Annotated in this window: 8 protein-coding genes and 4 pseudogenes; 3 read left to right on the top strand and 9 right to left on the bottom strand. The window is 69.2% G+C overall.

Annotated elements, in window-relative coordinates; genetic code table 11:
* Positions 1 to 131, top strand: a pseudogene (locus tag ACZ6KF_RS33510) (IS5/IS1182 family transposase); the annotation flags it as partial.
* A gap of 348 nt (positions 132 to 479) precedes the next feature.
* Here ACZ6KF_RS33510 and ACZ6KF_RS33505 read toward each other — a convergent pair.
* The gene (locus ACZ6KF_RS33505) at positions 480 to 1073 is read right to left on the bottom strand and encodes a helix-turn-helix domain-containing protein (RefSeq protein WP_469241950.1); all 594 of its coding nucleotides are present in this window, start codon (positions 1071 to 1073) and stop codon (positions 480 to 482) included.
* 252 nt (positions 1074 to 1325) lie between these two features.
* Between ACZ6KF_RS33505 and ACZ6KF_RS33500 the strand changes: the two genes are divergently transcribed.
* A complete protein-coding gene (locus ACZ6KF_RS33500; RefSeq protein ID WP_469241948.1) occupies positions 1326 to 1451 on the top strand; it encodes a hypothetical protein in 126 nt (41 codons plus the stop codon).
* 567 nt (positions 1452 to 2018) lie between these two features.
* Here ACZ6KF_RS33500 and ACZ6KF_RS33495 read toward each other — a convergent pair.
* Positions 2019 to 3719, bottom strand: coding sequence for an alpha-amylase family protein (locus tag ACZ6KF_RS33495; RefSeq protein ID WP_469241947.1), 1701 nt, complete (start codon positions 3717 to 3719; stop codon positions 2019 to 2021).
* Entirely contained in the window at positions 3710 to 4714 is a 1005-nt protein-coding gene (locus ACZ6KF_RS33490; RefSeq protein ID WP_469178746.1) for a TIGR03885 family FMN-dependent LLM class oxidoreductase, read from the bottom strand. The genes ACZ6KF_RS33495 and ACZ6KF_RS33490 overlap by 10 nt, the downstream gene beginning before the upstream one ends.
* A 1239-nt stretch (positions 4715 to 5953) precedes the next feature.
* Between ACZ6KF_RS33490 and ACZ6KF_RS33485 the strand changes: the two genes are divergently transcribed.
* Positions 5954 to 6343 carry a hypothetical protein gene (locus ACZ6KF_RS33485; RefSeq protein WP_469241946.1) on the top strand — a complete coding sequence of 130 codons (390 nt, stop codon included), beginning with the start codon at positions 5954 to 5956 and terminating at the stop codon, positions 6341 to 6343.
* 75 nt (positions 6344 to 6418) lie between these two features.
* Here ACZ6KF_RS33485 and ACZ6KF_RS33480 read toward each other — a convergent pair.
* From ACZ6KF_RS33480 to ACZ6KF_RS33455, 6 genes and pseudogenes are all read right to left on the bottom strand, one after another.
* A pseudogene (locus ACZ6KF_RS33480) lies at positions 6419 to 6583 on the bottom strand (DEAD/DEAH box helicase); the annotation flags it as partial.
* 1059 nt (positions 6584 to 7642) lie between these two features.
* Complete coding sequence (locus ACZ6KF_RS33475; RefSeq protein WP_469241945.1) at positions 7643 to 7771, bottom strand: hypothetical protein; 129 nt, start codon at positions 7769 to 7771, stop codon at positions 7643 to 7645.
* Between the two features lie 79 nt (positions 7772 to 7850).
* Positions 7851 to 9089, bottom strand: a complete 1239-nt coding sequence (locus ACZ6KF_RS33470) for a CU044_5270 family protein (protein WP_469241943.1) — start codon at positions 9087 to 9089, stop codon at positions 7851 to 7853.
* A complete protein-coding gene (locus ACZ6KF_RS33465) occupies positions 9089 to 9637 on the bottom strand; it encodes an RNA polymerase sigma factor (protein WP_469160445.1) in 549 nt (182 codons plus the stop codon). Before ACZ6KF_RS33465 ends, ACZ6KF_RS33470 begins: the two co-directional genes overlap by 1 nt.
* 940 nt (positions 9638 to 10577) lie before the next feature.
* A pseudogene (locus ACZ6KF_RS33460) lies at positions 10578 to 11342 on the bottom strand (transposase family protein).
* Positions 11343 to 11465: 123 nt separating this feature from the next.
* Positions 11466 to 11537: pseudogene (locus ACZ6KF_RS33455) on the bottom strand (transposase); the annotation flags it as partial.
* Positions 11538 to 12136: the final 599 nt, after the last annotated feature.

Here is a 12136-nt window from a genome sequence, read left to right as displayed (position 1 = left end):
GCACCATCTCCTGGCTCCACGGCTTCCGCCGCCTGCGCATCCGCTGGGAAAGACGCGACGACATCCACGAAGCCCTCCTCGGCCTCGCCACCTGCATCATCACCCACCGACACGTCCAACGCCTTTGTTAGGACCTCTTACTCCCGCACGCCCTTGCCGTTGCTCGACCCTCGGCAGACCGACCTCATTATATCGTGATCTCGCCAGACCGGCGGAAAAGAAACAGGTAGGTCTTCTACAATCGGGAAAGGCTGCCCGATGCACAGGGACACTCACAGTCGCGCCATTTTACCCGCGACAAGAAGGGAAACATTGCGACTACGAAAGGGTCGCTGTGAATGACCCGTTCAAGACGCGACAGGTAATCTTTTGGTTACGCGGTGCTCCCCCTTCCGGAGTACTAGCGACCTCGTGCACGGTGGGCGGTGAGGCGTCGAGGATGACGGTAGGGCTCGGTGTTCACGCCCGCCGTGCCGACGTCAGGTCCGCGGTCCCCTGGTAGCCGGCATCGGCAGGATTTCCACCGCGGGTCCGTCGGCCAGGAGCTCGACCAGCACCGCGTTCTGCTTGCTCTTGCCGGAAATGAACCTGTCCCGGTCCTTGCGTCCGGCGGCCGGCCGGCGGACCCGGATTTCGGTGCCGTCGATGATGCCGGTCTTCCCGCCGGCGCCGAGGTGGTCGATGACCTCGGCCGGGGTCCGCAACCGCACCCCCGACCTGACGGTGCACCCTCGCCCGGCCGGCAGGGGGCGCACCTTTCCGATGGCGTGGGTGATGGTGGAGGGGTCCACTGCGAACCAGCAGGCGAGCACGTCGTGAGTGACTCCGTGGCGGAGGTGCACGAGGGTGGCCAGGAGCCGGTCGACGAAGACCAGCCGGTGCTTCGCCCCCGCGCCTACAGCCCGCTTCCGCGGCCTGGAGGCAAGCCTGGCCTGGTGCCGTTCATGCCGCAACGGGCCGAGCTGAGGCACGAGTTCAGCAATCACGTCGGCCGACAGGCCCGTGATCCTCCGGTCGCTGATGATCGCTGCACGAGACGCGCTCCCCACCACACAACCATGATCGACGATCAAGAACTCGACGCCTCACCGCCTACCGTGCACGAGGTCGTTGGCACTGCTTTGTGGCCTGGTCCTGTTCCTGCTGACAGCAAGCGGCATGCACGTGTGCTGGCAACACCCCAGCATTACGGGCCCCGTCACCGCTGGCGCAACCGTGGCTAGCGTTCTCATTGCAGCCGGCGGCGTTGCCGTTGCAGCCGCCCAACGGCGAGATTCCTGACGTCTGTATCACGCTTCCCCGCCTGCCGGACGTCCTTGAGGGGAGTGCACGATCGAGCCGTCTGGTCGCCGATCTACGCGATCTTCGGAACGAGTCACATCGGCCTGGTGCTCAGCGCCGTGCCGCTGCACGACCTGGAGCGGGCCACGGCACCCGTGATGGCCGCGTGAAGCCTCAGTCCACGATCCCAGGACCCCTCCCCCGCCCCAACCACGCGCAGCCTCCCTGTCGGCGCGGACCGCACCCGCGGTCCGCCAACCGGAACGCCGCCGCTCCAGGTGTGCCCAGCCGCGCCGGCTTCTTCACCATCAGTACCGCCCCCTCCCGTTGAGTGTTCGAGGCTCGTCATGTCTGACACCGTTTCCCCCGCCCGCCGGCGGCCCGCAGCCACAGGCGGCGCTCACCGCACGGTGACCCGTTCGTGCTCAGCCGGATCCGACGCGCGGTCGTGATGCCCCTGCTGCTTCTCGCGGTGTTGCTCTTCGCCGGTCTCGCAGCATGGCGGGGAACGGACTGGCCGGCCATCACGGTGCTGACCGGTATGGGGTGTGCGCTGGCCGGTGTCGCCTACGCCGCGGCCCGGGCGGCGCGTGCTGCGGGAGCGGCGTCCCAGGAGGCTGCGCAGCACCCGCCCGCCGGGGCGCACGGCGAGCTGGGCACGGCAGCCGTCCCACTTTGGCTCACCCGCTCACCCGGCGGGCAGAGTAGGGCTGTCGGGGCCGCCGCTCATGGGCCGGTCAGCCGGACGCGATGCTTTCGGGGTCGTCCGCCGGGGTGCCGACGCGGAGCCACCGATAGCCGTACGGGGGTAGGTCGACGTGGAACATGCCGTCCTCGCCTGCCTTGAGACCGGTGTGTCCATCGTCGAGCAGGTCTGTCAGCCGTCCGGCGGATCCGGCCTCGGCCAGCTCCAGCCGTACGGTGTGAGGCCGGTTTGCGAAGTTGTGTACGGCCAGCACAGTGCCGTCACCGTCGCGGCAGACGTGCGCCAGCACGGCGTCCTCCCCCGTCGTGAGCAAACGGTACTCACCCCAGGCCAGTTCGGGGGCCTCCCGGTAGCGTTCGATGAACAGGCGCATGCGGCTCAGCAGGGAAGCGGGATCGCGGCTCTGCTCGTACACGTTGATGTTCTGGGGGCCGAACGCTCCGTCCACCAACGGGTTGGGGAAGGTGTCCGGCTCGGCGGTGGAGAACCCGGCGCCCTTCTGCGGCGTCCACTGCATTGGGGTGCGTACGGCCTGGCGTCCCTCCGCGGCCAGGTTCTCGCCCATGCCGAGTTCCTCACCGTAGAAGAGCACGGGAGTGCCCGGCAGGGTGAACAACAGGCTGTAGGCCAGTTCGACGCGGCGTCGGTCGCCGCCGACCATGGGCGGGAGCCTGCGGCGCAGCCCTCGGTCGTACAGCTGCATGCCCTTGTCCGGGCCGAAGGAGGCGAACACCTCGGCCCGTTCGTCGTCGCTGAGTTTGTCGAGGGTGAGTTCGTCGTGGTTGCGGACGAACATGGCCCAGTGGGCGTCGCGCGGTGCCGCGGGGCGCTCGCGCAGTGCGGCGGCCAGCGGCCTGGCGTCGTGGCGTGCCATCGACAGGTACATCTGCTGCATCGCGACGAAGTCGAAGCACATGGTGAGTTCGTCGCCGCGGTCCGAGGAGGGGGCGCCGAAGAATCGGGTGCTGCCGTCGTAGGGCAGGTTGACCTCGCCGAGCAGGACCGCCTCGCCGTTGCGGCGGCCGAGGAAGGCACGCAGGTCGGCGAGGTACTCGTGCGGGTCGGGCAGCTGTTCCGCGTCGCTCTGTCCGTCGGTCTCGAGCAGGAAGGGCACGGCGTCGACCCGGAAGCCGGACAGGCCGAGCTGGGTCCAGAAGCCCATGATCCGGGCTATCTCGTCACGGACCTCGGGGTTGGCGACGTTGAGGTCGGGCTGCTGCTTGTAGAAGCGGTGCAGGTAGTACTGGCCGCTGCCCCCGTCGTACTCCCACAGACCGTCCTCCGCGTCGGGGAAGACCACCCCCTGAGGGCCGTCCTTGGGGGGCTCGTCCTTCCAGACGTACCAGTCGCGGTGGGCGGAGTCCCGGCTGGAGCGGGCGTCCTTGAACCAGGGGTGGTCCTCGGAGGTGTGGTTGACGACGAGATCGGCGATCACGCGGATGCCGCGGTCGCGCGCGGTGCGGACGAACTCGGCGAAGTCGCCGAGAGTGCCCAGGCGGGGGTCCACGCCGTAGAAGTCCGTGATGTCGTAGCCGTCGTCACGCTCCCGCGTGGGGTAGAAGGGCATCAGCCACACGCAGGTCACGCCGAGGCGCACCAAGTGGTCGATGCGTTGAGTGAGCCCCGCGAAGTCTCCGACGCCGTCGCCGTTGCCGTCCTGGTACGTCTCGACGTCCAGGCAGTACACCACCGCGTTCTTCCACCACAGGTCGGACGTGCGTGTCAGACGCATCGGTACCCCTTGGCCGTGGCGGGGATCGGGCGGGTCACGTCGAGTCGCGGCAGTACGTCGGTGCCGAACGCGTCGATGAACGCGGTCTGTTCTCGGCCCACGTGGTGCAGCATCACTGCATCGAACCCCAGGTCGGCGTATTCCTGGAGCTGGGCGGCGTGCCGGCCGAGGTCGGAGGAGACGTCGACCGTGCGCGCCACCTGCTCAGGGGTGACGTGCTCGCTGACGATGTCGAACAATTCCGCGGAGTCGAGGTCCCAACTGGCCGGCGGAGCATGCACGTTGGTCCGCCACTGGTCGTGCGCGAGAGCGAGCGCCTCGGCCTCGTCGGGCGCCCAGCTCAGGTGCACCTGCAGGTGGAGGGGCCCACGGCCGCCCGCGTCACGGTACGCGCCGATGATCTCGCGCAGGCGTTCGCGCGGGGCGTTGACCGTGATCAGTCCGTCCGCCCATTCGGCGCACCAGGCCGCGGTGGCAGTGCTGCACGCGGCTCCTATCAGCGGCGGTTCCTCGGGCGGCAGCGTCCACAGCCGGGCCCGGTCCACGCTCACCAGCCCGTCGTGGCTGACCTCCTCGCCCCGCAGCAGCGCCCGGATGACGTCGACGCACTCCCGCAGGCGCGCGGAGCGGATGTCCTTGCGGGGCCAACCCGCGCCCGTTATGTGTTCGTTGGAGGCCTCTCCGGTGCCCAGCGCGGTCCAGAACCGGCCCGGGTTCATGGACGCGAGGGTGGCGATGGCCTGGGCGACGACGGCGGGATGGTAGCGCTGGCCGGGCGCGTTCACCACACCGAACGGCACCTGGTCGGTGGCCTGGAGGGCGGCTCCGAGCCATGACCAGGCGAAGCCGGACTCGCCCTGACGCACGCTCCACGGCGAGAAGTGGTCCGAGCACATGGCGGCGGTGAAGCCCGCCTGCTCCGCGCGTACCACGGCGTCGAGCAGATCCGCGGGTGGAATCTGCTCGTGCGAGGCGTGAAATCCGTAGACAGTCATGGCATGCGACTACCCCCCGGAGGGTCTCCCACCAGGCGCCGCCCCACGGGTGTCGGCGCCGTCGAAACTCCCGCGCCGCACGATACACGTGGTCGGGTTGAGGGGCGCGGGAGATGCCCTCGCAGGACGATCATGCGGAAGCGACCTCGGGCTGCCTCACGGAGCCCGTTCTGGCGAGAGCCGTCTTGCGCCTTGCGTCTGCGACCGCGTCGCCCGCGGCGCCGACGGCTTCGTGCCCGGCCGAGCGCCGCCACGGGTCCGCAGGCCGGGCTCGCAGGTCCGTGCGACAGGCGCTCGCGTGGCGACGGACGGCCGGCCTGCGTGAGGCCGTGTGGCGGGCGGGCCGGTCTGCCTCCTCAGACCGGTGCTGCCGCTGCCGCAGCCACAGCGTCGTCGCGGACAGCAGACCGGCGAAGACGACCAACAGGAGTACGGGCACCCGCATCTGCCGACTGCCGGGGTTCTGCCAGTGGCTCGACCAGGTGCATGTGCAGACACCGATGGGTCCCGAGGAATTGGTCCGCCAGGTGCAGCACACCCTCCGGCTGGCCGGCTACGACGTAGTGAAGGAAACGGTCGGTCCCGCCCCCGGTGTCCGGGTGAGCCCGACCCCGCCGGAGCACTGGTGGACTGGTCTCCGCTGGGCGACCGAAGTCCGCAGGCCGGCGCTTCCTGCTCCTGCCCCCACCCGAGAAGTCGGCCGTGCAGGCCGCAATCGAGACCGTCCTCCTCCGGCACGGCCACACCATCTTGACCCACCCCCCACCACTACGGCATCGCCGTGGTCCTCGCCCACCAGACGCCGCCCATACCCCCCTCCAGCACAGCACCGGGCAGGCACGCCCCGACGACCCCGGCCGCCGACGACACCGACACCGACTCCCACCCTCAACCGCCGGACCAGCACACGGGCTGAGACACGCGGTGGAACAACCACGGCATGCACCGGAACATCCGTCCGGGGCGCGACCAACCCCAATATCCGTCCGGGGCGGGACCGACGCCTACAACTTGGGCGTCGACAGCGCGTGCCGCCGGCCACGCGAGATCGCGGCCGGACTCCGCGAAGATGTCCCACGTCGCCTTCCGCCTGCCGCTGGACCTCCTCGGCCTCTCCCGACCAGTGATCACGCAAGAGCAAGGAACTTCGCAACAGCCCTGCCCGTGTGGCCTGTCGTAAGCCGTCTTGTCCATTTACTGTGTCCGTGCTGCGATTCACCGAGGCGAGGAGACGACACCGTGGTCGCGTCAGCATTACGTCAGCAGTCCGAATCGACCCTGCGAGAGATCCGTCGTCCCCGGCGGTTGGCGCGGCGTGCCGTCCTCGGAGGCTCTCTCACCGCCGCACTCACGGCGCTGATGGTCGCCGTCACCCAGTCCGCCGCCTACGCCGGCGGCCCCTACCGGTGGGCGCAATACAGCGACGTCGGCAAGCGCCTGACCGTGTGCGCTCAAACGCTCGATGTCCGCAGCTCCTACGGCGGCACGCCGTTCGCCCAGCTCACCAGTGGACAGACGTTCACCGTGTACCAGAACTACGCGGAGTTCGGCAGCGAGTACGTGCGCGGCTTCGCCTGGGGCAACGTCAACGCTGAGGGCTACGTGCAGAACGGATGGTTCTGCTGGTGACCTCCGCCGCACCGGGCCGGTAGCCCGATACCAGGTCGACAGAGTGAACTGCTGACCCGCAAGGCCTTATTGGTCGGAGTGCACGACGGGGTCGGTGAGGTAGCGGCGCGCGAGCAGGTCGACGTCGCGGTCGAGGGTGGCGGTGAACAGCATGCGCTGGCCCTCGGGCCGAACCTGGTCGAACAACGCGGTCACCTGCGGCATGAAGCCCGTGTCGGCCATCTGGTCGGCCTCGTCGAGGGGCCTTGACCCTTGATCCTGAACACGGGCTATGCGGCTTCGGCCAGCGTAGTTGATGCTGTGTGGAGTGCTCGCTCAATGGCGTTCGGGCTGCGGTGGCCGAGGCGGTAGTGGCGTCGGATGGTGTTGTAGCGGTGCAGCCAGCGGAAGAGGTCCGGATGGGCCTCGTGCTCGGTGTCCCAGGCCCGGCGGCCCTGGGGTCGCCCGTTTGCAGGTCGCGTTGAACGACTCGGCGAGTGCGTTGTCCGCGCTGGAGCCGATCGCACCCAAGGACTGGGGGACGCCCGCTTCGCGGCAGGCGTCGGCGAAAGCCCGGCTGCAGTACTGGGCCCCGTGATCGCTGTGGAGAACGGCGCCGACGTACTTGGTGTTCGCCTGGTCCGTAATGAAGTCGCGGCCGATCAGGTCCCCCAGTTCCGCAGGGTTTCCGGGTTGATGCCCCAGATCGGCGGCGGCCTGCCGGATCGTCGCCTCGGGCCGCGACCGGTACAGCACGACCGCGTCCGCCTTGAACGCGGCGGGTAGTTCCTCATGACCGCGAGATGTCCGTTCTCAGATCCTCAGGATCCAGTGTCTCGTGTGTCCAAGATCAGGGGTCAAGGCCCGTCCTCCTGCCAACCGACGTCGATCTCGGCTTGAGCCGCACGCAACTGCTCGTTCGCGACCGTGCACGCCCACAGCTCGACCCAGAGTCGCCTCCTTGCAGGGGCCCGGGACTTCGGTTCTGACTGACGAATGACCACCATCATGCGCGGAGCGAATCTGCACGCCCCGGGTGACGTCCGCTTCGAGGAGCGCGACGAACCGAAGATCATCAGCGCCACCGACAGGTGACGCTGATGGGCGGGCCAGTCGGCGAGGCCCGCATATGGGCGAGGTCGCCGGGGTTGCAGGTGAGTACATCCGTGCTGCGGCTGAGGATGTGCGCAGGGCTCGGCCGCATCGTCTCCAAGGCGAGCTTCAGGTGGGGGCGGACCGTGCGGCTGGGTGGGGGAAGGCTCGGGGGTAGCGCAAGGCGCGGGTGGTGAGCTCGCGCAGATGGTGGTGCTCGTCGTCCAGCTACAGGGCATGGGGCAGGGCGTCGACGACGGCGGGCGAGCCGACCTTGGAGGACACGTGGAGGGCCTTGAGGGCGGCAGCCGCGCGGACGCTGTCCGCGTCGGACGGCGGGAGGCGTAACGTCGGCACATCGGTCGGTCGGCCGATCGGCCCGTGTCCGCCCGCGCGGGCGGACACGGGCCGTGGCAAGTACGGGTGAGGTCAGTGGTCAGTGCTTGCCGGCGGGCTCGACGTCGGTCTGCGCGTTCGGCAGCTCCGGTTCGTCGGTCGTGAAGTCCTCTTCGAACGGCGGGGCTTGGTCAGTCCACCCCATCGCCGTGTAGAGGGTGTAGCCGACGAGCTCTCCCGGCCGATGTCCGTCACCGGCCGAGGTCGCGTACAACTCCCCCGACAGCGGCAGCCCCGTCTCCTTGTCGAAGATCAAGCGGCGCTTGCCCTCTTCTCCGTGCCGGGGGTTGCTGATCTCGACGGCGTACCCCTGGCGTCCGGACCGGTCGGTGACCTCACCGATGTCCCGCACACCCGGCAGAGAGGCACGCACCCGGTAGGCAGCGGCCCGCAACTGCGGCGACACCGGCAGCTCGACGGCAAGGTTCTCGGCCGTCGCGCCGAGCAGTTGCTCCAGGATGTGCGGCGGCGCGTTGTACTGCTCGTCGATGATCTCCTCCAGCCGCTCGCGGAGCCGGTGGGGGTCGGTGGGCAGCGACTCCAGTTCCGCCAGGCCGATCTCCGCCCCGGCCGAGACCGTGTCCGCCGTACCATCAGGAGCATCACCCGCGAATTCGCCCGCGCCGTCCCACGTGACGATCTCCGGCCGGGGCTCGTCGCCCTCGCGGTGATCGTCCCGCCGGGCCTGGTCGTAGTCCGTCAGGTCCCACTGCTTCGGTGAGCCGTCGGCACGCCATGCCGCCTCGTCGGCCGGGGTGGCGGGCCGGGCCCCGGCATCGATGTGCAGCGTCCAACGCCGGTCGCGCTTGCCCGTGCCCTTCGCCAGCCATGTCTTGCTCTCGGTGCGGACGTCGAGCGCGTAGTCCTTTCCCGGGACTCTGCGTACCCCCCCGGAATGCTCCTCCTGGTACCAGTACGCACCCGAGGTCGCTTGTGTCTTCTCGACCTCGGATGCGGCGGCGAGCAGGATGCGGGACTCGGAGAAGTCGGGGGCGACCGCCCCCGCCTCGGGCCGCGTCCCGACCCCGGGCGGCCCGGCCGTGGTGACGACCAGAGCCGCAGCGGCCACGACCGCCGCACCGGCCAGGGCCACGGTCCACGCCGGCCGCGCGCCGACGCGCCCCCTCCCTCGCTTCGCCGGCGCCACCGGCGGTTCCCCAGTACGCCGCACGATGTCCGGCAGTTCGGTCCGCCGGACCTCAGGGTCGACCGGCCGGTCGGGGTCCAGGTGTCCGGGACGGGCGTCGGCCAGCCGACGCATCAGGTCGTCGTGCTTCATCACGCTTCCTCTCCTGCCGTACTGACCAGGGGACTGACACAGGGGCGTACCGGCGACGCCCCGTCCCGTACCGCCACCGCCTTGGCGAGCCGGCGGCGCGCGCGATGCAGCCGCACGCGCATGGTGGCGGCCGTGCAGCCGACCACGCGGGCGGCCTCGCGGGGAGTGAGCCCCTGCCACGCCGCAAGAATCAGGACCTCCCGGTCCTCCTCACCCAGGGATGCCAGGGCGTTGCGGAGTGCCATCCGGTCGGCGACGTCGTCGGCGATGTCGCCCTCGACCGCGTCCGTCCAGTCCCGCAGCTCGGCGGCGAGCGAGGCGCGCCTGCCCTCAGAGCGTCCGGCGTCACGCAGAACGTTGCGGGCCACGCCGAGCAGCCAAGGCAGCGGCGGCTGGGGAATGTCACCGATACGCCGCCAGGCCACGGTGAAGGTCTCACTCACCACCTCGTCCGCCATCTGGCGCCCCGCGCGGCTGACCGCGTAGGCCCAGACGGGTTGTCGGCAGGTGTTGTACATCGCGGTGAAGCGTGCCGCGTCATCGGGCACGGCGTTCACCTCCGTTCTCCGGGTTCATCTGTCACCGGGAAGTGGTGCGTGGCGCACGATCGTTACAGCACGATGCGACCAATTCCGCGGCGGGGCGTCAGTCCGCACCCCGAGGTTCTACCGGGGCTGCCGCTGCCTGGCCGCGATCGCCTACCAGTCCTTCGCGTGCTGTCCTCAGCGGTCAGGTCGGTGCTTGGGCTGCGCCGCCCTGGCGGACACGTTCGAGAGGGGTGTGATTGAGGAGTTTGTCCGTGCGATGACGTGGAAGCCTTGGACGGCTCCCTGCCCCGCACATCGCGGAGCTGGCTCGGTTGGTCGCCTCGCCGGGCTACTGGAGAGGCGTGATCGCCCTAGAAGACTGGTCTCTCATGGCATTGGTTACACAAGTTCCTCGAACGTGAGCTGCTGCAAGACCGTGACGAGCGGCACCCACAGCTGTCAGTGGCATGCTGTAGCTTGATTGGTAGGCGCAGGGCCTGGGCGGTCGGGGTACGACCGGTGGAGCCAGGAGGACTCGGGCCCATAGGCCGCGTCAACGGCGCGAAGTTCATCGCTCGTCCTCTGCCAGAACCGCACGGAACGGAGCTCGGCGGCGAGCCCGCCCACCGCCTACTGGCCACCGCTCACGCCGACCGAGTGTGCCCACCGTCAGGCCACAGCATCGGCTGGACGGACTGCCACGCCGGCGCGGGCATACTGCCTCTGCCCCACAAAGCGGATCTGCTGCTTGAGCCGAACGGCGAACCCAATCGATTCCGCATCATCTGGTTGGCGAGACAGGTGAGCTGGCGGAGTGGGCCGGCCGCCAAGCGGCGTGCATCCGTCGGGATGCTTACCGTCGAGGACTTCGCTGAAGCCGCTCGTAGTCCAGCGCCCGCCCTACCCCGGCGGGCGTTTGCGTGTTCAGTTCCCGTATTCACGCACTGAACTCTTTCCATCCTCAGTGTGACCTGGCCAGATGCAGGCAGGGGACGGCTTGGACGAGGCTGGTGATGCGGGTGGTCGAGCACCGCAGTCTGCGCAGGAGCCGCCAGGACTTGAGGGTGGCGACGGCCTGTTCGACCAGGGCCCGGATCTTCGCGTGGGACCGGTTGACGGCCTTCTGCCCTGCGGAAAGGGTCTCCCGGCGTCCCCAGTACGGGATGCGGACCGTGCCTCCGGCGCCCCGCTAGCCCGTGTCGGCCCAGCACTCGATGCCGACGCCTGCGAGTGCACCGATGATGCCGTGCTCACGGGCGGCCCGGACGTCGTGGACAGCACCGGGCAGAGCCGACGACGCCCACAGCAGCCGGCCGGACGGACCGGCCAGGACCTGCACGTTCATCCCGTGCTTCTTGCGCTTACCGGAGTAGAACGGCCGGTCCGCGGCGATCCGGTCGATCGGCAGCAGGGTGCCGTCCAGCAGCACGAACGCCTTCGTCGATGCCGTCCGGGTCGCCTCTTCAAGAGTCGGGGCGAGCGAGGCCAGGAGATCGACGGCCTCGGCGATGTACCGGTAGGCGGTCGTGGTCCCGATGCCGAACCCGGCTGCGAGCCGGGCGTACGGGTGGCCGTTGCGGAGGTGGGCGAGGGTGAGCAGGGCCTGCCGGCCGGGGCTCAGGCGCCGCCGGCGGGTGCCGAGCTCCCGCCGGTGCCGACGGAGCTTGGCGGACAGGAAGCGCAGGGCAGAGCTGGACACGTCGACGCCCGACGGGTAGACAAGCACACGAAGCCTCTGGTGGAGACGGATTTCTTGGTCGAAAACCCATCTACCAGCGGCTTCACCTGTCTGTCAGCCAACGACCCATCCGGATCGGCAGGTTGGAAAGTGCTCAGTGGCTCGACCAAGCATGCGCAGGTTGTCCCACACGAGCACGAGCGGACCGCCGAGCTGGATGTGCACTCTGACCAGCAGGTCGACGACACTGAGCATCCCCACAGCAGACACCGGCTCTGCCTGCGCAAAAGGCGCGATTCCGTGAGGTGGGGATTCACCGGCCGATCCCGTGCGGCGGGCACCCGCGGCGACACCGCGCCCCACCGGGCGGACCTCCCGGGGCCATGCAAATGCTGCGACACCCAGTCACACGCGCCTCACCCACCCCGAAAACCGCAACAGACGACTCCACCGTCAACCAGCGAACAACTACGTACCGCTCCCCCACCCAACAACCGAAGACGCCGCCCCTGCACCCCGTCACCGACTCTTCGCCCCCCGGCAACGCCGGGGGCTTCTTGCTGCCTGGAGGACCGACGTGCCGACCTACGAGCCCTCTCCTCGCTTCACCACCGACCCGGACCGCCTCACCCCAGAACAGCGACGTCGCTTCCGCCAGACCATAACGGCCTTCGTCGACCACACGTGAAACGGCCACTTCCGCGCCGGCCTCCGCGCCAAGGGCGTACGGCGCGCGCCCGGCGTCTTCTAACTGATCATTTCAGAATGAGTTTTGGTTCAGGGCTTGGCAGTTGGGCTGGCGGGCGGCAGAGTTCTGCGGGTGTCGGATGATCTTGTGCCTG

The organism is Streptomyces sp. NPDC046379 (assembly GCF_055587785.1).
This window is presented reverse-complemented; position numbering and strand designations above follow the sequence as displayed.